This window comes from Marivivens aquimaris, from assembly GCF_015220045.1.
Classification (GTDB): domain Bacteria; phylum Pseudomonadota; class Alphaproteobacteria; order Rhodobacterales; family Rhodobacteraceae; genus Marivivens; species Marivivens aquimaris.
Window position 1 is genome coordinate 993,262 of record NZ_JADBGB010000001.1, and the last position, 22,036, is coordinate 1,015,297.

The window sequence follows — 22,036 nt, forward strand, 5'->3', positions numbered from 1 at the left end:
CAACCCCGGCCATCGCGCCGGGGTTTTTGTTAGGGGGGACCATGCTCGAAACTTTTACCGCGCCGGACGGCGTTTCGCGTTGTTCGTGGTGCGCGGGCGATGACCAGTACATCCATTACCATGACAACGAATGGGGCTATCCGGTCACCGACGACATCCGCCTGTTCGAGAAAATCTGCCTCGAGGGCTTCCAGTCCGGCCTGAGCTGGCTGACCATCCTGCGCAAACGCGAGAATTTCCGTAGCGCCTTTGCCGGTTTCGATTTCCAAAAGGTAGCGCAGTTCGATCAGAGCGACGTGGAGCGCCTTCTGGGCGATGCGGGCATCATCCGCCATCGCGGCAAGATCGAAGCGGCGATCAACAACGCGGGCCGCGCGATTGAACTGGTCGCGGCAGAGGGTTCGATTGCGAAATACGTCTGGAGCTATGCCGATCCCGCCGATCGGGGCTCGGGCACGGAATGGCGGGCGACGTCGCCTGCGTCTGTGGCGCTGTCCAAGGACCTCAAGAAACGCGGCTGGAAATTTGTCGGCCCGACCACGATGTACGCGTTTCTGCAATCCATGGGCGTGGTGAACGATCACGCCGAGGGCTGCATCATGCGCGCCAAAGCGGCAGAGGCCTCGCCTCACTTCTGAGAGGCGACGGAGCGGGCCAGCGCGCAGAATTCCTCAAGACCGATCTGCTCTGCACGGTCCGTAGGCTTGATACCGGCGGCGGCGAGGTGGTCTTCGATATTCGGCGCAACGCCCTTGAGCGAAGCGCGGAGCATCTTGCGACGCTGGTTGAACGCAGCCGCCACAACGCGCGACAGCACAGCGGCGTCGGCGGGATAGCGCGGCTCGGGAAGGGCGGTGAGGTGCACGACAGCCGACGAGACCTTGGGCGGCGGAGTGAACGCCTGCGGCGGCAGGTCGATCACGATGCGCGCGTCGGAGCGCCACTGTGCAAGGATCGCGAGGCGGCCGTAAGCCTTGGAGCCGGGTTTTGCGACGATGCGCTCCGCGACTTCTTTCTGGAACATCAGTGTCAGCGACTCCCAGAACGGCGGCCATTCCTTTGGCGTCAGCCAGCGCACGAGCAGTTCGGTGCCGACGTTATAGGGCAGGTTCGCCGCGATCTTGATCGGCGGGGTCAGATATTCGAGCGGGTCGAACTCCAGCGCGTCGGCGTTGATCACCTGAAGGCGCCCGTCATAAGCGTCCGCGATCTGTTGCAGCGCAGGCAGGCAGCGTTCGTCTTTTTCGATGGCCAGCACGCGGCGCGCGCCTTCGGACAGCAGACCACGGGTCAGACCACCCGGACCGGGGCCGATTTCCAGCACATCGGCCTCTGCCAGTTTGCCCGCCTGACGCGCGATCTTGGCGGTCAGGTTGAGGTCCAGCAGGAAGTTCTGGCCGAGCGATTTCTTGGCGCTCAACTGATGCGTGGCGATGACGTCGCGAAGCGGAGGAAGGTTGTCGATCTGGCTCATAGCCGCTGCATGGCCCAGCTTGGGTGTCTGGTCAAGATGCGGTGATGGCTGAGGGGGAGGAGGAGGGGCGCTGCCCCTCTGGCGCTGCGCGCCATTCACCCCGGGATATTTGGGGCACAAAGGCAAAGAAGAAGGCCGCCCCGAGGGGCGGCCTTTGCTTTTATTTGCCGTAGCGGCGTTCGTTGATGAGGCCCTTGAAGATGGCGAAGACCATGATCAGGAGCACCACCGTGAACGGCAGGCCGGTCGAGATGACCATGGATTGCAGCGATTGCAGGCCGCCAGCGCTGAGCAGCAGCGTGATGGCAACTGCGCCTTCGAAGAGGCACCAGAATGCGCGCTGCGGGACGGGAGCGTCGACCTTACCGCCAGCGGTGATCGTGTCGATCACGAGCGAGCCGGAGTCCGACGAGGTCACGAAGAACACGATGACCAGAACGATACCCACCAGCGAGGTGATGCTGGCCAGCGGCAGAACGTCGAGCATCTTGAAGAGCTTGAGTTCCAGCGCCGCGTCCTGCGCGACAGTGTAGCCGTCAGCGATGACCTGATGCAGCGCGGTGCCGCCGAAGACCGACATCCACAGAACGCAGACGAGCGACGGGATCAGCAGAACGCAGACCATGAATTCGCGCACGGTGCGGCCACGGCTGACGCGGGCGATGAACATGCCCACGAACGGCGACCAGGAGATCCACCACGCCCAGTAGAACGAGGTCCAGCCCTGCGAGAAGTTCACGTCTTCACGGCCGATGGGGTTCGACAGTGCGGGCAGGTATTCGATGTAGGCGACCAGCGAGTCCCAGAACAGGGTGATCAGGTACATCGTCGGGCCGACGATCAGCACGAAAATCAGCAGGATGAACGCGAGGCCCATGTTGATCTCGGACAGGATTTTGACGCCGCCGTCCAGACCACGCAGCACCGACACGAGGGCGATGGCGGTGATCATGGAGATCAGGATGACCTCGGACGTGGAGCCGACCGGAATGCCGAAGAGCTCGTTCAGGCCCGCATTGGCCTGCGTTGCACCGAAGCCCAGCGAGGTGGCCAGACCGAAGAGGGTGGCGAACACGGCGAGGGTGTCGATGATGTGGCCGACCCAGCCCCAGACGGCATCGCCGAAGATCGGGTAGAAAGCCGAACGGATCGTCAGCGGCAGGCCCTTGTTGTAGCTGAACAGCGCCAGAGCGAGGGCGACGACAGCGTAGATGGCCCACGGGTGAAGACCCCAGTGGAAGATGGTAGCAGCCATGCCGAGGCGGGCCGCAGCGGCTTCGTCACCGGCGGCAGCGCCGAGCGGTGCCCAGTCGGTGCGGATGCCGTCCTCGACGGTGGTGCCACCCAGCGAAGACGAGAAGTGGCTCATCGGCTCGGACACCCCGTAGAACATGAGGCCGATGCCCATACCAGCTGCGAAGAGCATCGCGAACCAGCCTACGTAGCCGTAGTCGGGGCGCGCTTCGGTGCCGCCAAGGCGGACGTTGCCCAGCGGCGTGACGATCAGCAGCAGCGAGAACAGCACGAAGATGTTTGCCGCGCCAAGGAAGAACCAGTCGAAGCTCTTCGTCACGGAGTTGAACAGCCACGAGAAGACGCTGCTGGCCTGCTCCGGTAGGGCGAGGGTGTAGAATACGAACGCCACAACGGCGATCGCGGACATGGCGAAGACGGGATTATGGATATCCCAGCCGATCGGGCCGACGTTGCCTTCAACGTTGTCCTGACCGATCTCGTAATCGGTATCAATGATGTGCGAGGCACCATCGGGGGTGGGAATGCCCTCCGGCGTCTCGGTCGTCGGGTCGGTCATTCAGACCTCCTTTATAATTGTTATTGGGCGTCTCAGTCGCGAACCAGCAGCACGGAGGCTGCGGAGTGGGCCGCGAGGTGGGCGCCGTGGCCGGACCAGATGTAGTCCGTGACGTTCGGGATATGCGTGGCCATGACCACTAGATCGGCGCCGAGCTCTTCGACGGCCTTTTCCAGCTTCTTGTCCATCTGCACCGACGGGTCGTGATCGACGACCGTGTGCGCGGTGGCGGTGATGCCATGCGCTGCGGCCTGTTCGGCGGCGAAAGCGTCAAGCTTCTGGCCGAACTCTTCGGGCGAATGCGCGATGGAGCTGGGCGTGGTGGATGTCACGCTGACAAAACAAACTGTGGACTGGTACTTTTGCGCCAGCTCTGCCGCCACGCCGAGCGTCTTTGTCAGACTTCCCGTGTGGGCCAGATCGACCGGCACTACAATCTTCTGGAACATGTAAGCTCCCAATTTTGCGGGGTTTCGTACCCCAAGGTATTTTGGCCAGCGGCAAATTTCCGCCGACCGCGATATGGGTCTGCAACCTAGGACACGGTCTCGTGAAGTCTAACGATGCACAAGATTTTTCCACTTATGACAGAAATAAGACAGGATGATACACTTGTCGCTAAGAGGGTAATTGCAGCTAAAACAGTGGCTTGCAGCGCAATCTTGCGAGATTTTCGGTGCGAAAAAGTGATTAGCCGAGCGCGGCATTTCTCACGATTTCTAATAACAGGATCGCGTCATGCGGCGGTCAGTGCCACCGCGCGGCCCAAAACGAAAAAGCCGCCTCCGAAGAGACGGCTTTCGATGCTTTGTTCGCAGGTGCTGATTACAGCAGCTTGCCCATCGCAACGGCGGTGTCTGCCATGCGGTTGGAGAAGCCCCACTCGTTGTCGTACCAGGTCAGGATGCGGACCATGTTGCCTTCCATGACCTTGGTCTGGTCCATGTGGAAGATCGACGAGTGCGGATCGTGGTTGAAATCCGACGAAACCAGCGGCTCGTCGGTGTAGCCCAGAACGCCCTTCAGCGGGCCGTCAGCAGCGGCGCGGATGGCAGCGTTGACTTCCTCGACGGTGGTGGTGCGCTTGGCTTCGAACACGAGGTCGACGACCGAAACGTTCGGGGTCGGCACGCGGATGGCGACGCCGTCCAGCTTGCCCTTCAGTTCCGGCAGAACCAGACCAACGGCCTTTGCAGCGCCGGTCGAGGTCGGGATCATCGACAGGGCAGCAGCGCGGGCGCGGTAGAGATCCTTGTGCATGGTATCCAGCGTCGGCTGGTCACCGGTGTACGAGTGGATCGTGGTCATGAAGCCTTTTTCGATGCCGATGGCGTCGTTCAGGGTCTTCGCTACCGGCGACAGGCAGTTGGTGGTGCACGATGCGTTCGACACAACGATGTCGTCTGCGGTCAGGGTGTTGTCGTTGACGCCGAAGACGATGGTCTTGTCAGCGTCGGTGCCCGGAGCCGAGATCAGAACGCGCTTGGCGCCGGTCGACAGGTGGGCCTGCACTTTTTCCTTCGAGGTGAAGATACCGGTGCATTCCATGATGATGTCGATGTCACCCCACGGCAGGTCAGCCGGGTTGCGGATTGCAGTGACCTTGATCGGGCCGCGGCCCACATCGATGGTGTCTTCGGTGGTTTTGACTTCAGCCGGGAAACGGCCGTGGACCGAGTCGTAACGCAGCAGGTGTGCGTTGGTCTCGACCGGACCCAGATCGTTGATCGCGACGACTTCGATGTCGGTGCGACCGCTTTCGATGATACCGCGCAGGACGTTGCGCCCGATACGACCGAAACCGTTAATTGCTACTTTGACTGCCATGAGAAGTCCTCCGACTCGTAATTGGGATTGGCGCTCTCTCCGTTGGCGCTAACATTGCAATTTAATCGGAAAGGTCAACCTTTCTGTGCCTCACGGACACATCAAAGATCAGCGCCAGAATTGAAAGTAGTCGATGAGGTCGATGAACTTGCGCATCAAAAAGAAAATCCCGCTACCGCCGTAGTAGAAATTGTCTACTGCGATGGCGAGCAGGGCGAGGACCGCGATCCAGATGGCAACTTTGTTCGACATGGCACCCTTCTATGCGTGAAAGGTGCCATGCGCAATTCGCGTAATATGCTTAGTTGAGGCGGCCCATGTGGGCGGCAACGTCGGCCATGCGGGCCGAGAAACCCCATTCGTTGTCGTACCATGCCAGCACACGCACGAGACGGCCCATGACCTTGGTCTGGTCGGGGGCAAAGATCGAGCTTTCGGTGGTGTGGTTGAAGTCGATCGACACCTTCGGCTCGTCGTCATAACCGAGCACCATGCCCATGTAGCCGTTGGCGGCTTCGCGGACGATGTCGTTGACTTCGGCCTCGGTGACGGACTTTTCGGCCACGAAGGACAGGTCCACAGCGGACACATTGGGGGTCGGCACGCGGATCGACGAGCCGTCCAGTTTGCCCTTCATTTCAGGCAGAACCTCACCCAGCGCCTTGGCCGCACCGGTCGAGGTCGGGATCATCGCCATGGCAGCGGCGCGCGCGCGGTAGAGATCCTTGTGGCGACGGTCGAGCGTCGGCTGGTCGCCGGTGTAGCTGTGGATCGTGGTCATGATGCCGCTCTCGATGCCGATGGCGTCGTTGAGCACCTTGGCCAGCGGTGCAAGGCAGTTCGTGGTGCACGATCCGTTCGACACCATGCGTTCGTCCAGTTGCAGATCGCGGTGGTTCACGCCGTAGACGACGGTGCGCGAGACGTTCTTGGCGGGGGCGGAGATCAAAACCTTCTTCGCGCCGCGCTCGAGGTGGACCTTCGATTTCTCGCCGTCGTTGAATTTGCCGGTGCATTCGAGCACGACATCAACGCCCGACCAGTCGAGCTCTTCGGGATCGTAGGTCGACATGACCTCGATCGGTCCGCGGCCCAAATCCATCGCGTTACCGTCGACTTTGACCGGCGTGCCGAAGCGGCCATGAACGCTGTCGTACTTAAGAAGGTGCGCGTTGGTCTCGATCGGGCCGGTGGCGTTGATCTTGACCACCTGAACGTCGTTGCGGGCGGCTTCGGTGATGTGGGCCAGAGTGCAGCGGCCGATCCGGCCAAATCCGTTGATGCCGATGGTGACGGTCATGGTCTGATGTCCTTTGCAGCGGGCGAGGGTTGCCCAAAGGGACTAGCGACAAATGCCGCATTGGCAAAGGTGAAAAGGCTAATATCTGCAATGTGTTAGCGATAAATGTCGGGCGATTGCACAGGTTATCGCTAACTGTTTGCGCCAACATTTGCCGCCTTGCCATAGTGGGGTGGCGACTTACCTTTGGACGAACGAATCTGGAAAGGAACAGGCATGAGCGGACTTCTCGCTTTGCTCGATGATGTGGCCGGCATTGCAAAGGTCGCAGCGTCGAGCGTGGATGACATCGCGGCTGCCGCCGCAAAGGCAGGCAGCAAGACCGCAGGCGTCATCATCGACGACGCCGCCGTGACCCCGAGCTATCTGACCGGCTTCAAGGCCGAACGCGAATTGCCGATTATCTGGAAGATCACGCTCGGCTCGCTGAGAAACAAGCTGATCATCCTGCTGCCACTCGCGCTGCTTCTGGCCAATTTCCTTCCGCAAGCGATCACGCCGCTGCTGATGCTCGGGGGCAGTTATCTGTGCTTTGAGGGGGCGGAGAAGGTCCTGCACAAATTCTTCCCCCATGCCGATCACCATGTCGAAGAGGACATGGACATCAAAGACCCCGCCAAGCTTGAAGAGTCCAAAGTTGCAGGCGCGATCAAGACCGACTTCATCCTCTCGGCAGAGATCATGACAATCGCGCTCTCCGCTATTCCAGAAGGCGCGATCTGGGTCGAAGCCCTCGCACTCGCCCTTGTTGCCATCGGCGTCACACTCGCCGTCTACGGCTCCGTCGCGCTGATCGTCAAAATGGACGACATCGGCCTGCACCTTGCTGCCATTGGCCGTTGGAGCGGTACGCGCAACTTCGGCCGCTGGCTGGTCAAGGCGATGCCGATCGTGATGAAAGTGCTATCCTTCGTCGGTACGCTGGCGATGCTCTGGGTAGGCGGCAACATCATCACCCACGGCCTGCACGACCTCGGCTGGCATTGGCCTTACGACACCATCCATCACCTTGCAGTCGAAGCTGGCCACGCGTTCGAAACAGCGCAAGGCTTTGCCGAATGGGCCGTCACCGCGCTGATCGACGGCATCATCGGTCTGGCCTACGGTCTGCTGCTGATCCCCGTCGCCACCCACATCATCAGCCCGCTGATCGGCAAGTTTACCGGCGCAAAGGCAGCCCATTGAGCCGCTTCGACGATATATTCCTGCTTCTGGGCCGCATCCTGATCGCCGTGCTTTTCCTCGGCGGGGCGGCTCAGAAAGCAGTCTCGCCAAGCGACGCCATGGACCTCCTCGCGCGCCTGTATATGCCCACAACACTCGTTTGGCCCGCTCTGGCGTTCAACCTGATTACAGGCCTCGCGCTGCTTGCAGGCTGGCAGATACGCCTCTTCGCGCTTGCTGCGGCAGCTTACTGTGCCTTCACCAGTATCTTCCATTTTCTGCCCGATGATCCGTGGCAGATGACGATCTTCGTGAAGAACTGGTCCATCGCAGGCGGTTGCCTCGCGCTGGCCGTAGCGGGCGCCGGACGCTTCGCGGTCCGGCGGTAGGGGCGCTGCCCCTCTGGCGCTCCGCGCCATTCACCCCGGGATATTTCCGGCACAAAGGCAGAGCGGCGCTGCGCTTCATTCTGACAAAAATACCTCGGGGAGTCCCGCAGGGACGGGGCGGAGCCCCACTCCGCATAAAAGAAAACGCCGCGCAGTGATGCGCGGCGTTCTGTTTTGTAACCTGTAGCAGGGGATCAGAGCAGGCTCTTGACCTTTTCCGCGACGGCCTCGGCGGTGATGCCGAATTTTTCGTAGAGGGTTTCAGCCGGAGCCGAGGCGCCGAAGCTGTCCATGCCGACGAAACCGGCTTTCTGTTCGCGGCCGCGCTCGCCGAGGAGGTATTTGTCCCAGCCCTGACGGACGGCGGCTTCGACAGCCACGCGGACCGGACCTGCGGGCAGAACGCGCTTGCGGTAGCTTTCGTCCTGCTTGTCGAACAGTTCCATGCACGGAACCGAAACGACGCGGGTGCCGATGCCTTCGGCTTCGAGGATGTCACGTGCGGCCAGCGCAATTTCGACTTCCGAACCAGTTGCCATGATGATCGCCTGACGCTTGCCGTTTTCGGCGTCGCGCAGAACGTAGGCACCTTGGGCGACGAGGTTCTTGGTCTTGTGCTCGACGCGGACGGTCGGAAGGTTCTGGCGCGAGAGAGCGAGGACCGACGGGGTTGCCGTTTCGGTCAGCGCGATTTCCCAGGCTTCAGCGGTTTCCACGACGTCTGCGGGACGGAACACGAGGGTGTTCGGGGTCGCGCGCAGCATGGCGAGGTGCTCGACCGGCTGGTGGGTCGGGCCGTCTTCGCCCAGACCGATCGAGTCGTGGGTCATGACATAGGTGACGGGCAGGTGGCTCAGAGCCGACAGGCGCATCGCACCGCGTGCGTAGTCGGTGAAGCACATGAACGTACCGCCGTAGGGGCGTACGCCGCCGTGAAGCGCCATACCGTTCATCGCAGCGGCCATGCCGTGCTCGCGGATGCCGTAGTAGACATAGCGGCCCTTGCGGTCTTCGGGCGAGAAGATGCCCAGATCGCCGGTCTTGGTGTTGTTCGAGCCGGTGAGGTCAGCCGAGCCGCCGACGGTTTCGGGCATGATCGGGTTGATGACTTCGAGCACCATTTCCGACGCCTTGCGGGTCGCGACTTTGGGCTGCTCTTCCGAGATCTGCTTTTTCAGGGCGCGGATGACGGCCGACAGCTTCTTGGGGGCTTCACCTGCGAGCTGACGGTTGAACTCGGCCTGCTTGGTGCCCGAAAGCGCGGCGAAGTTTTCTTCCCACTGCTTGCGGGCTTCTGCGCCGCGGTTGCCGAAGGATTCCCACTGCGACTTGATGTCGGCGGGGATTTCGAACGAACCCCAATCGACGCCGTAGTTCTTCTTGGCTTCTGCAAGCTGCTCGGCGTTGGTCAGTGCGCCGTGACCCTTGGAGGTGTCCTGAGCAGCGTGGCCCAGAGCAATGTGGGTTTTGCAGGCGATCATCGACGGGCGCGGATCGGCCTTGGCGGCAACGATGGCTTCGTCAATCGCGACAGGATCGTGGCCGTCGATTTCCTGAACGTGCCAGCCGGACGCTGCAAAGCGCTCGGGCTGGTTGGTCTTGTCAGCCAGATCGACTTTACCGTCGATGGTGATGTTGTTGTTGTCCCAGAAGACGATCAGGTGCGACAGCTCGTGCTTGCCTGCCAGACCGATGGCTTCCTGGCTTACGCCTTCCATGAGGCAGCCGTCACCGGCCATCACGTAGGTGTAGTGGTCCACGACCTTCTTGCCGAACCGTGCGCGCTGGATTTCCTCGGCCATGGCGAAGCCGACCGAGTTCGAGATGCCCTGACCCAGCGGGCCGGTGGTCACCTCAACGCCGTCGAGCAGGAAGTTTTCCGGGTGGCCGGCGGTCTTGGCGCCCCACTGGCGGAAGTTCTTGATCTCGTCGAGGGTCACTTGCTCGTAGCCGGTGAGGTAGAGCAGCGAGTAGATCATCATCGAGCCGTGGCCGGCCGACAGGATGAAACGGTCGCGGTTCGGCCAAAGCGGGTTCTTCGGGTCGAAGTTGATGTGCTTTTCGTAGAGCACGGTCGCAACGTCGGCCATACCCATCGGCATGCCCGAGTGACCCGAATTCGCGGCCGCAACGGCATCGAGGGTCAGGCAGCGGATGGCGGCGGCTTTTTTCCAGTGATCGGGGTGCGCTTCGCGCAGGGCAGCAATATCCAAAACTTCGGTCCTTCGCTAATTTGCGGATCGTTACTTGGGGTCATACCAGTACGGGAAACAAGATCAAGCGTGAGGCTTAAGTCATTGGGCCGTAAAAGAACGATATGACGGCCCGCACTTTGCGCTTTCGCGGGTTTCACATACGCTTTCTATGAGAACGAACGATTCGGCGCGGCCTTTGCGGCCCAGGTCCCGAGGCAGGGATAACGCCGACCCAATAGGCAGAAAATGCCAGAGGAGAAGGGGCTTATGAGCGAAATCGCGGAACTTGGATACCGGATCACAGTGGCACTCGACCGGATCCGCACCGCTTCCCAGTCGCAGCCCGAGAGCGCGCCGGCCGTTAATGCGGACGCGACTGAGCCGAAAGTCGCCGAATTGACCGCTGCCGTCGAGGCAGGCCGCACTGAGGCCGATGCGCTGCGCCGTGAAAACGAGGGCCTGAAGGCCGAAGCGGACGTGATGCGCGCCCGTGTCGCCGCGTTCGAGGCCGATCTGAATGCGCTGCGTCAGGCTAATGCCGACGTGCAGGCGCAGGCCGAAGCCGTGCGCACAGCCGCCGAAGAAGGCGCCGCTGATGCAGAGCTGATCAACCGCGCCATGCAGGCCGAGCTCGAAGCCGTCAAGGCGCTCCGTCAGGCAGAGGCCGACGAGGTTGCCGCCATTCTTGCAGAACTCAAACCCATCGTGGAGGAGGCCGAATAATGCCGCAGGTTGTCATCTCTATCGGCGGCCGCTCGTTCGAGGTCGCCTGTCAGGAAGGCGAGGAATCCTACCTCCAGCAAGCTGCCTCGCTCATCGATGCGGAGGCCACGGTCCTCACCAGCCAGATCGGGCGGATGCCGGAATCGCAGATGTTGCTGATGGCATCGCTGATGCTCGCGGATAAAACGGTGGGGCTGGAAGACAAGCTCAAGACCGCCGACGCCGAACTGGCCGATCTGCGCGCCAAGGTCGCCGATCTGGAAAGTCGCGCCACGGCGGAGCCGGAACGGATCGAGGTTCCGTATATCCCCGAGTCGGTGACGGATATGCTCAAAGAACTGGCGGCGCAGGCCGAGGATCTGGCCGAGCAACTCGCCAAGAAGTCCGCAGGAGAGCCGCAATGATCCGCTATGGCCTCATCGCTGCCGCGCTGGCGCTGCCGCAAATGGCCCACGCCATCGCCGACATCGAGGCTGTCGAATACCGCTGCGAACGCAACGTAAAGATCGACGTGGCCTATGTGAACTCCGACGGTGCGCCGCAGGTGGTCGTCATGGCCGAGGGCAACGTGGCCGTCCTGCGCGCAGTCCCGACCGCATCGGGCGTGCGCTACCAAGGCCCGCCCGTCGAGGATGGCTACGTGTGGTGGACCCAAGGAGATGACGCGATGCTGGGCTGGTACGACGCCGAACTGGCGGAGGAAGTCACGCTGTTCATGAGCTGCAAGCAGCTCCGCAAGTAACAGCCACCGCCATTCAAATGAAAAGGGCCGGAGGAAATCCTCCGGCCCTTTGTTCTTTTATGCCGATTGGCGCTTACTGGTTCGCAGCGCGGATCTGATCGGCCTTTTCCTTGTCGAAGGTGACGCCTTCGTTCGCGAACATGGTGTCCAGTTCGCCCGAGAGGGTCATTTCGGTGATGATGTCACAGCCGCCGACGAACTCGCCATTGACGTAGAGCTGCGGGATGGTCGGCCAGTCGGCGTAATCCTTGATGCCCTGACGGATTTCGTCGTCAGCCAGCACGTTCACGTCGGTGTAGTTCACGTCCATGAAGTTCAGGATGCCGGCCACGCGCGAGGAGAAACCGCACTGCGGCATTTCCTTGGTGCCCTTCATGTAGAGAACAACCTGGTTCGAGGTGACGGTTTCTTTGATTCTTTCCTGAGCGGACATTGGTATTTCCTTATTCCGGGGCGCGGGTGGTGAGCGCCAATGCGTGGAGTTCGCCGCTGTCCAGCTTTTCACGGATGGCGGCGTTGACGGCGCGCTGCTGCTGGACCCGGTTCATGTTGCGGAAGCTTTCATCCTCTACTAGGGCAGCAAAGTGCTGTCCGTCGTCGCCCTGCACCTGAATGTTGGCGTCGGGAAAGGTTCCGCGGATCAGTGTTTCGATTTCTTCTGCGGTAATCGCCATGCAAAGGCCTCCTGTCTTACCTAAGATGTAAGACGGCGGATTGGCAGTCGCAAGCGGTTAGCTGCCCGCATGTGTGCGAAGGTCGCGGATAAAGGCGTCGAACGCCTCTTTCGCGGTCGGGCTATCGCTCCAGATGCGGGAGGTCTTGCGGATCAGCTGTTGGCGGCGCTCCTCAAGCTCTGGCGTGAGGCTGTATTTTTCGGCGGCGACCAGCATCGTCAGGCGTTCATGCAGCGGGCGGAGGTTCGCGAAGTCGCGCATCATGGCAGGCAGCAGTTCGGGCGCGTCGCGCCAGCTTTCGCCGTTGAAGCGTTCCTGCGTCACGCGCTGGCCCGCACCGGCGCAGTCGTAGAGGGTGCAGCCTTTGAAGCCCTTGTCCTCTAGGTCTTCGTGGATCGTGCAGAGGTGTCCGCCGAGGTTGGGGCAGGCTTTGCCAGCGGGTTTGTCGATGGCGAACATCTTGCCCTTGTCCAGCACGAGGCTGACGCAGCAGAGCGCGGCGCAGTTCATGCAATCGGATGTCAGGTCGGGCAGGGACATGGGCGAATTCCACTCCGCTGCGCGGAGCGGATGCCTCCGGCGGAGGTATTTTTATCAGAATGAAGGCAGGGGTGCGAAAAGGCCCGCGGAGGGGCGGGCCTGATGCGTTCTGTCTTAGTGGACCGCGTCGTAGAAGGCCGAGCGGAACAGCGTTTTCAGCTCGTCCAGCGGGGCCGAGACGCCGCCGAAGCTGACGTCCGAGCCGCCGAACTTGCCAACGGTCTGGATGGTGATGCCTGCCTGACCGGCGGCGATCATCAGTTCTTCGGCCTTGTCGTAGCCGCAAGCGATCAGGTAGCGGCCCTGATCCTCACCGAAGAGGGTCGGGGTGTCGCCTGCGTCGAGCGTGACGCCGACGCCTGCTGCTTCGGCCATCTCAAACGCGGCGAGCGCGAGGCCGCCGTCTGCGAGGTCGGTACAGGCGGTGATCATGCTGCGGTTGGCGCGGATGAAGTCGCCATGGGCGGCTTCCTTGGCCAGATCGACGTGCGGGGCGTCGCCTTCTTCGCGGTTGTAGACTTCTGCGAGGAGAGCCGACTGGCCGAGGTGGCCGGTGGTCTCGCCGATCAGCAGAGCGACGTGACCATCACGTGCGGTGCCGAGGATCGCGTCTTCGAGGTTTTCGATCAGGCCAACAGCGCAGATGGTCGGGGTCGGCAGGATGCCCTGACCGTCGGTCTCGTTATAGAGCGAGACGTTGCCCGATACGATCGGGGTGTCCAGGGCGATACAGGCTTCACCGATACCTTTGAGCGCGCCGACGAACTGGCCCATGATCTCGGGCTTTTCGGGGTTGCCGAAGTTCAGGTTGTCGGTGGTCGCGAGCGGCTTGGCGCCAACAGCGGACAGGTTGCGGTAGGCTTCGGCCACGGCCTGCTTGCCGCCTTCGATCGGGTTCGCCTTGACGTAGCGCGGGGTCACATCAGAGGTGAAGGCCACGGCCTTGTTGGTGCCGTGGATACGCACGATGCCTGCGCCGATACCCGGACGCTGGACGGTGTCGCCCATGACTTGCGTGTCGTACTGTTCATAGACCCACTGTTTGCCTGCGTAGTTCGGCGAGGACAGCAGGGCCTTCAGGCCGTCGATCGGGTCAACGCCGGGAACGTCGGCCAGGTCTTCTGCGGCAGGGGTTTCCACCCACGGACGGTCGTATTCGGGAGCCGAGGACGACAGTTCCGACAACGGCAGGTCGGCCATGACCTTGTCGCCGTGCAGGATAAGGAAGCGGTCTTCGGCGATGGTTTCACCGACAATCGCGAAGTCGAGGTCCCATTTGTCGAACACGGCACGGGCTTCGGCTTCCAGCTCGGGGTTGAGGACCATGAGCATACGTTCCTGAGACTCGGAGAGCATCATTTCGTAGGCGGTCATGTTCTCTTCGCGCTGCGGTACGCGGTCGAGTTCGAGTTTGATGCCGAGGCCGCCCTTGTCGCCCATTTCAACGGCCGAGCAGGTCAGACCCGCAGCGCCCATATCCTGAATGGAGATCACGGCGCCGGTCTGCATCAGTTCCATGCAGGCTTCCATCAGGCGCTTTTCGGTGAAGGGGTCGCCAACCTGAACGGTGGGGCGCTTCTCTTCAATGGTCTCGTCGAATTCTGCCGACGCCATGGTTGCGCCGCCGACGCCGTCACGGCCGGTTTTCGCGCCGAGGTACACCACCGGCATACCGACGCCCGAGGCGGCGGAGTAGAAGATCTTGTCCGCATCGGCGAGGCCGGCTGCGAATGCGTTCACAAGGCAGTTGCCGTTGTAGGCGGGGTGGAAGCGAACTTCACCGCCGACGGTAGGCACGCCGAAGCAGTTGCCGTAGCCGCCAACGCCTTCAACGACGCCGTTCACGAGCTGCTTGGTCTTGTGGTGGGCCGGTTCACCGAAAGACAGCGAGTTCATCGCCGCGATCGGGCGGGCGCCCATGGTGAAGACGTCGCGCAGGATGCCGCCAACGCCGGTCGCCGCACCTTGGTACGGTTCGATGTAGGACGGGTGGTTGTGCGACTCCATCTTGAAGACGATGGCCTGATTGTCACCGATATCGACGACGCCAGCGTTCTCGCCAGGGCCGCAGATAACCTGCGGGCCGGTGGTCGGCAGGGTGCGCAGCCATTTCTTGGAGGACTTGTAGGAACAGTGTTCGTTCCACATCGCCGAAAAGATGCCGAGTTCGGTGAAGGTCGGCTCGCGCCCGATGATTTCGAGAATACGCTCGTACTCGTCCGGCTTGAGGCCGTGGGCTGCGATCAGGTCTTCGGTGATTTGCGGTTCGTCCATAGTGTCCCCCGGAAGGCTTGGAATTGCCGCCCTATTAGAGCAGAGGCGCTAAAGGGGGAAGGGCTGGGGTGACACTAGGTCAAAAAAAACGCCGGGCACACGGCCCGGCGAAGTCCAACAGGGAGGTATGAAGATGATGAGCTTAAAAGCATCATCGGCTTCGATTGCTCAAATAGGCAGCAGAGTTTGAACGATCAAGAAAATTAAGTCTCGCCCGTATACAACTCCGCTATGCACTCAGTGCATGGCTACTCGGTGGCGCCTGCGGTGCCTTCACGCATTTTCTTGCGATGCGCGAAAAGCTCTTCCTGAACGAAGTCGCGGAATGCGGCCACGCGCTTGGATTGGCGCAGCTCTTCGGGGTAGGCGAGGAACACCGGAACCTCTGCGGATTCCACATCGGGCAGGACGCGGATCAGCTGCGGGAAATCTTCGGTCAGGTAGTCGGGAAGAACGCCCACTCCGACGTTCGCGATGACCGCCTGAAGTGCACCGAAATAGTTGTTTACCGTCAACGTGCTGGAGACTTCGCAAGCCAGCAGGTTATGCACCAGAACGGCGCCCGCGCTGACCTGCGGCGCGTTGGGGTTCTGACAGATCAGACGGTGGTTCGAGATGTCTTCCATCACGTCCAGCGGACCGTGCGAGGCCATGTAGTCCTCGGTCGCGTAGAGGCGCATACGGATGTTCATCAGACGCTTGCGGATGAGGTCGGCCTGCGAGGGCTCTTTCATCCTAATGGCGACGTCGGCTTCGCGCATGGGAAGATCGAGAACGCGCTCTTCCAGCATCAGGTCGATCTTGAGGTCGGGGTAGCGGTCATAAAGCTTTGACAGACGCGGTGCGAGCCAGAGCGTGCCGAATCCCGTGGTGGTGGTCACTTTCAGCTCGCCGAAGACTTCTTCTTCGCTGTCACGGATTCGCGCAGCGGCAGCTTCGAGTCGCTTGTTCATCGAACGGGTGGCGTCAAAAAGCAGTTCACCCTGTTCGGTGAGGATCAGGCCACGGGCATGGCGGTGGAAGAGGGTGGTGTTCAGCGACTCTTCCAGTGCGCGGATCTGGCGGCTCACAGCCGACTGCGACAGGTGAAGCGTGTCACCTGCGTGTGTCAGCGAGCCCGCGTCAGCGACCGCGTGAAAAATGCGAAGTTTGTCCCAGTCCATTTCAGTGCCTGCCAGTCTTTGCCTGCTAGTCGTTCTTGTGCGACGAAGGTCGCCCCATTACTTTAGGACATAACAGCTATGCAACCAGCACAGTGAAAGAATTTTCACTGATGGTCGGGTTTTAGCCGCCGATTGTCGCGTCCATGCCGCTTATTGAGGCAACGCCTCCGCTGCCGGAAGTGTTGCAATGCCCGTACCGTTCTACCGCAGAGTGGTAAATTTATCGTCCACCTTCATGGATATCTTGCACATTCGGACGTATGAGCCATGTTATCCTTCAATAAGAGCAGGTTTGCAGGGCAGGATAATTCAATGGCAGTCGGCATTTTCGATAGTGGTTTGGGTGGATTGACGGTGCTTGACGCCTGTCAGAAGCGTCTGCCGGACGTGCCTTTCGTCTATTTCGGTGATAACGCCCATGCGCCGTACGGCGTGCGCGATGCCGATGACATCTATAATCTGACGACCGCTGCGGTCGAACGGCTCTGGGAAGCGGGCTGCGATCTAGTGATCCTTGCATGTAACACCGCGAGCGCCGCTGCGCTCCGCCGGATGCAGGAAAGCTGGATCCCCCGCGATAAACGCGTGCTCGGCGTGTTCGTCCCGCTGATCGAAGCGCTGACCGAACGCCAGTGGGGCGACAACTCTCCGCCGCGTGAGGTCGAGGTGAAGCACGTCGCGCTGTTCGCTACACCTGCCACCGTCCGTTCGCGGGCATTCCAGCGTGAACTGGCGTTCCGCGCCATCGGTGTGGATGTCGAAGCGCAGGCTTGCGGCGGCGTTGTCGATGCGATCGAGGACGGCGATATGATCCTTGCCGAAGCTCTCGTGCGTAGCCACGTCGAGGCGCTGACCCGCAAGATGCCGAACCCCGATGCCGCGATCCTCGGCTGCACGCACTATCCGATCATGGAAAAGGAATTCCAGGACGCCTTGGGTGCGGATGTGAAAGTGTTCAGCCAAGCGAACCTTGTGGCCGAAAGCCTCGCCGATTACCTCGTGCGCCGTCCCGAAATGGTCGGAAAAGGCACCGAAACGACGTTCCTGACCACCGGAAACCCGAAAAAGGTATCCGACCGCGCGACGCAGTTCCTCCGCCGGAAGGTTGAATTCGTCTCGGCTTGATGCGTCAATCCTGACAGTTGTATGACTCTCGGACTGCACCTATGTGCAGTTCGGGATATATGAGGGGACGAGGGATGGCCGGACTGAAAAGCCTTAAGAAAAAACGCCGTATTCAGGTGATTGTGCTGGCACTGGTGGCGCTGGCGATTTCGGCCGGACTGATCGGCTACGGCTTCCGTGACGGCATCAATTTCTACCGTGATCCGAGCGCCGTCATCGCATCCCCGCCGCCGCCCTCCGAGACGTTCCGCATGGGCGGTCTCGTGGTCGAGGGCTCGCTGGTGCGCGGTCAGGGCGAGACGATCACCTTCGAAGTCACCGACAACGCAGAGGTCGTGCCTGTCCATTTCACCGGCATCCTGCCCGACCTTTTTGGCGAGGGACAGGGCATGATCGGCACCGGTAAGTACATTGACGGTGTCTTCGAAGCCTCTGAAATCCTTGCCAAACACGACGAAGAGTACATGCCAAAAGAGGTCGCGGATAGCCTCAAGGAAAGCGGTGTTTACGTCGATCCGAACGCTGGCACAGCCACGAATTAACCTTTTTGCGTCAGTCTTTGCCTCGGGTCACTCGGAGGCAGAGACATGCAGACAGTCCAGCAAATCGCAGAAGATATCGTCGCCCGCGAAGGCGGCTTTGTCCACGATCCCGATGATCCGGGCGGTGCGACCAACCACGGCGTGACGCTGGGAACCTTGCAGCGGCTCAGGCGTGATCTGGATGGTGACGGGCATGTTGATGTGGATGATGTACGGGCGGTAACGCCCCGTATTGCCACGGATATTTTCGTCCAGCATTACTTCGATGGCCCGCAGATCGGGCTGTTGCCCGAAGCGCTCTGGCCGACGGTGTTCGATATGTATGTGAACGCTGGGTCCGAGGCGGTGAAGATCCTCCAGCGGCTGCTGTGTGACATGCGTATCCCTGTAACCGTCGACGGCGTGATCGGGCCGGAGACCGCAGGCGCGGCGGCCAAGGCGCTGGATGCTGCCCCCGATCATCTGGTCGACGCCTACGGGATCGCGCGGCGCAATTATTACTACGGCCTCGCGGATCGCCGTCCGAGCTTGCGCAAATTCGCCCGTCGCCGCGATGGCGGCAAAGGTGGCTGGATTGCGCGGGCCGAGGCGTTCATCCGCCCGAAATACTGGCTCACCGATTTCCAACATGCCTCGCGCGTGGCGGCTTGGGGATGAGGGGGCTTTGGCAATTGCTGACGGGCCGCAGCAACATCATCACCACCACCGCCGGTGCGTTCATCGAAAACGCCGAAGCCGCCAGCAAGCGCGAGGCGGAGGGCAAAGCGCAGGCGCGCCGTCAGTTTGGCGAGGAGTTCAGCCAGCCGCGTCAGGGCACATTCGACCGCGCCATCGACGGGCTGAACCGTTTGCCGCGCCCCATGCTGGCGTTCGGGACCATTGGGCTGTTTATCATGGCGATGGTGGACCCCGTGTGGTTCGCAGGACGCATGCAGGGGATCGCGCTGGTGCCGGAGCCGCTCTGGTGGCTGATGGGTGCGATTGTGAGCTTCTATTTCGGTGCGCGTCATCAGGCCAAAGCGCAGGACTTCCGCCGTTCCGTTGCGGAGACCGCCGCCGAGGCAGGCGCGGTCGATGCGCGGGTAAAGGCGCTGGATGCGCTTGGCTCGGATGCCAGCGACAATCGCGCACTCGATGACTGGAGGGCTGCTCGTGGATGACCACTGGATCAGGCAGGTCGACCGCCGTTTGGGGCTTCTGGAGACCCACGTCGCGGTCGATGCCGTGCAGCGAGATAACGTTGATAATCGCCTGCAAGCCATTGAAGACATGCTGAAATGGCTGGTTCGCCTTGTCATGGGCGGACTGGTGATGGCGCTGATCGGGTATCTGGTGGCGGGAGGCTTCGCCCTGACCGCCAGCTGATCGAGGGGTGCGTCAATCGGCGCCCCGTTTGCGCAAATTTTAACCGGCTTTTGATTTGGCCCCGTCCGCAGATCGGATAGAACGGAGGCATGATTACAGAACTCGGACACTTCACCCTGATTCTGGGCTTTGGCGTTGCCATCTTCCAGATGATCGTTCCCATGATCGGTGCCTCCAAAGGCTGGCGCGGGTGGATGTCCGCGGCAGAGCCCGCGGCGACCGCCCAGTTCCTGCTGGTGGCGTTTAGTTTTGCGGCGCTGACACATGCCTTTGTGACCTCGGATTTCTCGCTGCGGCTGGTGACGCTGAATAGCCATTCGGCGAAACCGATGATCTACAAAATCTCGGGCGTTTGGGGGAACCACGAAGGCTCCATGCTGCTGTGGCTGTTGATCCTTGTGCTGTTCGGCGCTTGCGCTGCGTGGTTTGGCGGCAACCTTCCTGCGACGCTTCGCGCACGTGTTCTGTCCATTCAGTCGGCCATCGCGGTGGCGTTTTTCGCGTTCATCCTGTTCACATCGAACCCGTTCCTGCGCCTCGCGCAGCCGCCCTTTGACGGGCAGGATTTGAACCCGCTGCTGCAAGACCCCGGCCTCGCATTCCACCCGCCGTTTCTCTACCTCGGCTATGTTGGTCTTTCGATGTCGTTCTCCTTTGCCGTCGCGGCGCTGCTTGAAGGCCGCGTCGATGCGGCTTGGGCGCGATGGGTGCGTCCGTGGACGCTGGCCGCGTGGATTTGCCTGACCATCGGCATCGCGCTGGGGTCGTGGTGGGCGTATTACGAGCTGGGCTGGGGCGGCTTCTGGTTCTGGGATCCGGTTGAGAACGCCTCCTTCATGCCGTGGCTGCTGGCCGCCGCTCTCCTTCATTCCGCGATCGTGACCGAAAAGCGCGAGAGCCTGAAAAGCTGGACCATCCTGCTGTCGATCCTAGCATTCGGCTTCTCGCTGCTAGGCACATTCCTCGTGCGTTCGGGTGTCATCACCTCGGTCCACGCCTTCGCCAACGACCCCGAGCGGGGCGTGTTCATCCTCGCCATCCTCGCGATCTTCCTCGGCGGCGCATTGACACTTTACGCGGTGCGCGCGTCGAGCATGGTGGCGCAGGGCGTGTTCTCCTCGGTCAGTCGTGAAAGCGCGCTGGTGATGAACAATATCCTGCTCGCCGTGTCCGCATTTGTGGTGTTCGTCGGCACGCTCTGGCCGCTGGTGTCCGAGGTCACGATGGGCCGCACGCTGTCCGTCGGCGCGCCGTTCTTTAACGCGGCCTTCACCCCGTTCTTCGTCGGCCTCGCGATCATCCTGCCGCCAGGCGCGATCCTTGCGTGGAAGCGCGGTAGCCTGAAGAAAGCGATGTCGTCGCTCTGGGCTGTGCTCGCGCTGGCCGTCGCTGCCGGAGCGCTGACCTTCGCGCTGCAAACGGGCCGCAGCGCGCTTGGTCCCATCGGCGTCGTGCTTGGCGTCTGGGTCGTTCTGGGCGCGATGATGGACCTCTGGACCCGCGCGGGTAAAGCCGACGTGGGCGCTCGTATCCGCCGTATCCGCAACCTGCCGCGCGCCGATTGGGGCAAGTTCTGTGCCCACGCGGGCCTTGGTATCGTGATGTTCGCGATTGCCGGTCTGACCGCGTGGGAGGCGGAGGATATCCGCACCGCCAACATCGGCGACAGCTTTACCGTGCGCGATGTGACGATCACGCTCGACAGCGTCGATCAGGTTGAAGGGCCGAACTATTTCAGCCAGATGGCGCAATTCACGGTCAGCAAGAACGGCCGCGAAATTGCGACGCTGCACCCCGAAAAGCGTGTCTATCCGATTGCCGCCATGCCGACCACCGAAGCGGGCATCGACAACGGGTTCCTGCGCGACATTTACGTGGTGATCGGGGACAAGCAGTCAGACGGCGGCTATGCCGTGCGGACCTATATCAAGCCCTTCGCGAACTGGATCTGGGGCGGCGCGATCCTGATGGCCATCGGCGGTCTGATCTCGCTCACCGACCGTCGTCTCCGCGTGGCTGCAGGTGCTGCCAAGGCGCGTAGCAAGATGGTGGCTGCAGAATGAAACGCCTGATCCTTCCGCTCGCGCTGGCCGCGACGCCTGTGCTGGCCGTCCAGCCAGACGAGATGCTCTCCGACCCGATGTTCGAAGCCGAAGCACGCGAAATCTCCGAGGGGCTGCGCTGTCCGGTCTGCCAGAACGAGAATATCGACGACTCGAACGCCGTGATTGCCGGCGAATTGCGCATCCTCGTGCGGGAACGGCTGTTGGTGCATTACCTTGAGGCGCTGGAAGAGGTGCTCGCGGGCACGGACATCGCGGCAAACATCCAGCAGGGCCTGAACGATGCGGCGCGTCCCTCGACGGGTGTCATCATCAACGAGGCGTTCGTGGACGACATTCTTGCGCAGATCGAGGCGGCGGACATGGACGTTGAAGCCGTCGATGCCAAAGCGCGCGAGGTCTACCTATCGGGCAATCCGCAGCAGGAGGTCGTCGACTATATCGTGTCTCGCTACGGCGAGTTTGTTCTGCTGCAGCCGACGGCTGAGGGGGCGAACCTTGTGCTCTGGATTGCCCCGCTGGTGATGCTGATCCTCGCCCTCGGCGTGGGTATCGTGACGATCCGCAACAAGCCCGCAGCGAAGCCCGACGCGCTCAGCGACGAGGAAAAGAAGCGGCTCGGGGAAATCTTGGGTTCGTGACGCTCCGTCGCGCTTTGTCCTG

The 22,036-nt window shown here is 61.5% G+C and carries 25 protein-coding genes and 1 pseudogene; 14 read left to right on the top strand and 12 right to left on the bottom strand.

Features of this window, described 5'->3' with window-relative positions; genetic code table 11:
* Positions 1-41: 41 nt before the first annotated feature.
* Positions 42-638, top strand: coding sequence for a DNA-3-methyladenine glycosylase I (locus tag IF204_RS04960; protein WP_194095155.1), 597 nt, complete (start codon positions 42-44; stop codon positions 636-638).
* Here the strand turns inward: IF204_RS04960 and rsmA are convergent.
* The 6 genes from rsmA to gap (IF204_RS04990) form a co-directional block, all read right to left on the bottom strand.
* Entirely contained in the window at positions 629-1,474 is an 846-nt protein-coding gene (rsmA, locus tag IF204_RS04965; protein ID WP_194095156.1) for a 16S rRNA (adenine(1518)-N(6)/adenine(1519)-N(6))-dimethyltransferase RsmA, read from the bottom strand. The genes IF204_RS04960 and rsmA overlap by 10 nt on opposite strands.
* 160 nt (positions 1,475-1,634) lie before the next feature.
* Positions 1,635-3,287, bottom strand: a complete 1,653-nt coding sequence (locus IF204_RS04970) for a BCCT family transporter (RefSeq protein WP_194095157.1) — start codon at positions 3,285-3,287, stop codon at positions 1,635-1,637.
* Positions 3,288-3,319: 32 nt separating this feature from the next.
* Complete coding sequence (locus IF204_RS04975; protein WP_194095158.1) at positions 3,320-3,736, bottom strand: universal stress protein; 417 nt, start codon at positions 3,734-3,736, stop codon at positions 3,320-3,322.
* 376 nt (positions 3,737-4,112) lie between these two features.
* Positions 4,113-5,114, bottom strand: a complete 1,002-nt coding sequence (gene gap, locus IF204_RS04980; protein WP_194095159.1) for a type I glyceraldehyde-3-phosphate dehydrogenase — start codon at positions 5,112-5,114, stop codon at positions 4,113-4,115.
* Positions 5,115-5,222: 108 nt separating this feature from the next.
* Positions 5,223-5,366: a hypothetical protein gene (locus tag IF204_RS04985; protein ID WP_167638725.1), complete on the bottom strand. Its 144-nt coding sequence runs from the start codon at positions 5,364-5,366 to the stop codon at positions 5,223-5,225.
* A gap of 49 nt (positions 5,367-5,415) precedes the next feature.
* On the bottom strand, positions 5,416-6,414 hold the full coding sequence (gene gap, locus IF204_RS04990; protein ID WP_194095160.1) for a type I glyceraldehyde-3-phosphate dehydrogenase: 999 nt from the start codon (positions 6,412-6,414) through the stop codon (positions 5,416-5,418).
* Positions 6,415-6,630: 216 nt separating this feature from the next.
* Here gap (IF204_RS04990) and IF204_RS04995 point away from each other — a divergent pair, with 216 nt between their 5' ends.
* Both IF204_RS04995 and IF204_RS05000 read left to right on the top strand, forming a co-directional pair.
* On the top strand, positions 6,631-7,599 hold the full coding sequence (locus IF204_RS04995) for a DUF808 domain-containing protein (RefSeq protein ID WP_194095161.1): 969 nt from the start codon (positions 6,631-6,633) through the stop codon (positions 7,597-7,599).
* Positions 7,596-7,967, top strand: a complete 372-nt coding sequence (locus tag IF204_RS05000) for a DoxX family protein (RefSeq protein WP_194095163.1) — start codon at positions 7,596-7,598, stop codon at positions 7,965-7,967. Before IF204_RS04995 ends, IF204_RS05000 begins: the two co-directional genes overlap by 4 nt.
* A 194-nt stretch (positions 7,968-8,161) precedes the next feature.
* Here IF204_RS05000 and tkt read toward each other — a convergent pair whose 3' ends face one another.
* Positions 8,162-10,180: a transketolase gene (gene tkt / locus IF204_RS05005; protein WP_194095165.1), complete on the bottom strand. Its 2,019-nt coding sequence runs from the start codon at positions 10,178-10,180 to the stop codon at positions 8,162-8,164.
* 249 nt (positions 10,181-10,429) lie between these two features.
* Here tkt and IF204_RS05010 point away from each other — a divergent pair, with 249 nt between their 5' ends.
* The 3 genes from IF204_RS05010 to IF204_RS05020 are packed head-to-tail and all read left to right on the top strand — an operon-like array spanning position 10,430 to position 11,627.
* Positions 10,430-10,885 (top strand): hypothetical protein, encoded by a 456-nt coding sequence (locus tag IF204_RS05010; RefSeq protein WP_194095166.1) that lies wholly within the window; start codon positions 10,430-10,432, stop codon positions 10,883-10,885.
* Positions 10,885-11,289, top strand: a complete 405-nt coding sequence (zapA, locus tag IF204_RS05015; RefSeq protein ID WP_194095167.1) for a cell division protein ZapA — start codon at positions 10,885-10,887, stop codon at positions 11,287-11,289. Before IF204_RS05010 ends, zapA begins: the two co-directional genes overlap by 1 nt.
* Positions 11,286-11,627, top strand: coding sequence for an MliC family protein (locus IF204_RS05020; RefSeq protein ID WP_194095168.1), 342 nt, complete (start codon positions 11,286-11,288; stop codon positions 11,625-11,627). The genes zapA and IF204_RS05020 overlap by 4 nt, the downstream gene beginning before the upstream one ends.
* 73 nt (positions 11,628-11,700) lie before the next feature.
* On the opposite strand, the gene grxD is transcribed toward IF204_RS05020, so the two are convergent.
* From grxD to IF204_RS05045, 5 genes are all read right to left on the bottom strand, one after another.
* Entirely contained in the window at positions 11,701-12,060 is a 360-nt protein-coding gene (gene grxD / locus IF204_RS05025; protein ID WP_194095169.1) for a Grx4 family monothiol glutaredoxin, read from the bottom strand.
* Positions 12,061-12,070: 10 nt separating this feature from the next.
* Positions 12,071-12,301, bottom strand: coding sequence for a BolA/IbaG family iron-sulfur metabolism protein (locus tag IF204_RS05030; protein WP_167638734.1), 231 nt, complete (start codon positions 12,299-12,301; stop codon positions 12,071-12,073).
* A 57-nt stretch (positions 12,302-12,358) separates the two neighbouring features.
* Positions 12,359-12,841 carry a hypothetical protein gene (locus IF204_RS05035; RefSeq protein WP_194095170.1) on the bottom strand — a complete coding sequence of 161 codons (483 nt, stop codon included), beginning with the start codon at positions 12,839-12,841 and terminating at the stop codon, positions 12,359-12,361.
* A gap of 114 nt (positions 12,842-12,955) precedes the next feature.
* A complete protein-coding gene (gene purL, locus IF204_RS05040) occupies positions 12,956-15,115 on the bottom strand; it encodes a phosphoribosylformylglycinamidine synthase subunit PurL (RefSeq protein ID WP_194095171.1) in 2,160 nt (719 codons plus the stop codon).
* A gap of 248 nt (positions 15,116-15,363) precedes the next feature.
* Entirely contained in the window at positions 15,364-16,278 is a 915-nt protein-coding gene (locus IF204_RS05045) for a LysR family transcriptional regulator (RefSeq protein WP_194095172.1), read from the bottom strand.
* A gap of 312 nt (positions 16,279-16,590) precedes the next feature.
* Here IF204_RS05045 and murI point away from each other — a divergent pair, with 312 nt between their 5' ends.
* The 8 genes and pseudogenes from murI (at position 16,591) to IF204_RS20330 (ending at position 22,014) form a co-directional block, all read left to right on the top strand.
* Positions 16,591-17,403, top strand: coding sequence for a glutamate racemase (gene murI / locus IF204_RS05050; RefSeq protein WP_194095173.1), 813 nt, complete (start codon positions 16,591-16,593; stop codon positions 17,401-17,403).
* Between the two features lie 83 nt (positions 17,404-17,486).
* A complete protein-coding gene (gene ccmE, locus IF204_RS05055) occupies positions 17,487-17,945 on the top strand; it encodes a cytochrome c maturation protein CcmE (RefSeq protein WP_194098148.1) in 459 nt (152 codons plus the stop codon).
* Positions 17,946-17,990: 45 nt separating this feature from the next.
* A complete protein-coding gene (locus IF204_RS05060) occupies positions 17,991-18,602 on the top strand; it encodes a holin-associated N-acetylmuramidase (protein ID WP_194095175.1) in 612 nt (203 codons plus the stop codon).
* The gene (locus IF204_RS05065) at positions 18,599-19,105 is read left to right on the top strand and encodes a holin family protein (protein ID WP_194095177.1); all 507 of its coding nucleotides are present in this window, start codon (positions 18,599-18,601) and stop codon (positions 19,103-19,105) included. The genes IF204_RS05060 and IF204_RS05065 overlap by 4 nt, the downstream gene beginning before the upstream one ends.
* Positions 19,098-19,310: a pseudouridine synthase gene (locus IF204_RS05070; RefSeq protein ID WP_322743260.1), complete on the top strand. Its 213-nt coding sequence runs from the start codon at positions 19,098-19,100 to the stop codon at positions 19,308-19,310. Before IF204_RS05065 ends, IF204_RS05070 begins: the two co-directional genes overlap by 8 nt.
* 89 nt (positions 19,311-19,399) lie before the next feature.
* A complete protein-coding gene (locus IF204_RS05075; protein WP_194095180.1) occupies positions 19,400-21,373 on the top strand; it encodes a heme lyase CcmF/NrfE family subunit in 1,974 nt (657 codons plus the stop codon).
* Positions 21,370-21,579, top strand: a pseudogene (locus IF204_RS20055) (cytochrome c-type biogenesis protein); the annotation flags it as partial. The gene IF204_RS05075 and the pseudogene IF204_RS20055, both read left to right, overlap by 4 nt.
* A complete protein-coding gene (locus IF204_RS20330) occupies positions 21,580-22,014 on the top strand; it encodes a cytochrome c-type biogenesis protein (RefSeq protein WP_407658939.1) in 435 nt (144 codons plus the stop codon).
* Positions 22,015-22,036: the final 22 nt, after the last annotated feature.

Coding starts and splice junctions, on each gene's coding strand:
- grxD (WP_194095169.1), bottom strand. CDS start 12,060: ATGTCCGCTCAGGAAAGAATCAAAGAAACCGTCACCTCGAACCAGGTT.
- IF204_RS04975 (WP_194095158.1), bottom strand. CDS start 3,736: ATGTTCCAGAAGATTGTAGTGCCGGTCGATCTGGCCCACACGGGAAGT.
- purL (WP_194095171.1), bottom strand. CDS start 15,115: ATGGACGAACCGCAAATCACCGAAGACCTGATCGCAGCCCACGGCCTC.
- gap (WP_194095160.1), bottom strand. CDS start 6,414: ATGACCGTCACCATCGGCATCAACGGATTTGGCCGGATCGGCCGCTGC.
- gap (WP_194095159.1), bottom strand. CDS start 5,114: ATGGCAGTCAAAGTAGCAATTAACGGTTTCGGTCGTATCGGGCGCAAC.
- IF204_RS05060 (WP_194095175.1), top strand. CDS start 17,991: ATGCAGACAGTCCAGCAAATCGCAGAAGATATCGTCGCCCGCGAAGGC.
- IF204_RS05065 (WP_194095177.1), top strand. CDS start 18,599: ATGAGGGGGCTTTGGCAATTGCTGACGGGCCGCAGCAACATCATCACC.
- IF204_RS04970 (WP_194095157.1), bottom strand. CDS start 3,287: ATGACCGACCCGACGACCGAGACGCCGGAGGGCATTCCCACCCCCGAT.
- IF204_RS05035 (WP_194095170.1), bottom strand. CDS start 12,841: ATGTCCCTGCCCGACCTGACATCCGATTGCATGAACTGCGCCGCGCTC.
- rsmA (WP_194095156.1), bottom strand. CDS start 1,474: ATGAGCCAGATCGACAACCTTCCTCCGCTTCGCGACGTCATCGCCACG.
- zapA (WP_194095167.1), top strand. CDS start 10,885: ATGCCGCAGGTTGTCATCTCTATCGGCGGCCGCTCGTTCGAGGTCGCC.
- IF204_RS05010 (WP_194095166.1), top strand. CDS start 10,430: ATGAGCGAAATCGCGGAACTTGGATACCGGATCACAGTGGCACTCGAC.
- IF204_RS05020 (WP_194095168.1), top strand. CDS start 11,286: ATGATCCGCTATGGCCTCATCGCTGCCGCGCTGGCGCTGCCGCAAATG.
- IF204_RS04960 (WP_194095155.1), top strand. CDS start 42: ATGCTCGAAACTTTTACCGCGCCGGACGGCGTTTCGCGTTGTTCGTGG.
- murI (WP_194095173.1), top strand. CDS start 16,591: ATGGCAGTCGGCATTTTCGATAGTGGTTTGGGTGGATTGACGGTGCTT.
- IF204_RS04985 (WP_167638725.1), bottom strand. CDS start 5,366: ATGTCGAACAAAGTTGCCATCTGGATCGCGGTCCTCGCCCTGCTCGCC.
- IF204_RS05030 (WP_167638734.1), bottom strand. CDS start 12,301: ATGGCGATTACCGCAGAAGAAATCGAAACACTGATCCGCGGAACCTTT.
- IF204_RS04995 (WP_194095161.1), top strand. CDS start 6,631: ATGAGCGGACTTCTCGCTTTGCTCGATGATGTGGCCGGCATTGCAAAG.
- IF204_RS05045 (WP_194095172.1), bottom strand. CDS start 16,278: ATGGACTGGGACAAACTTCGCATTTTTCACGCGGTCGCTGACGCGGGC.
- IF204_RS05075 (WP_194095180.1), top strand. CDS start 19,400: ATGATTACAGAACTCGGACACTTCACCCTGATTCTGGGCTTTGGCGTT.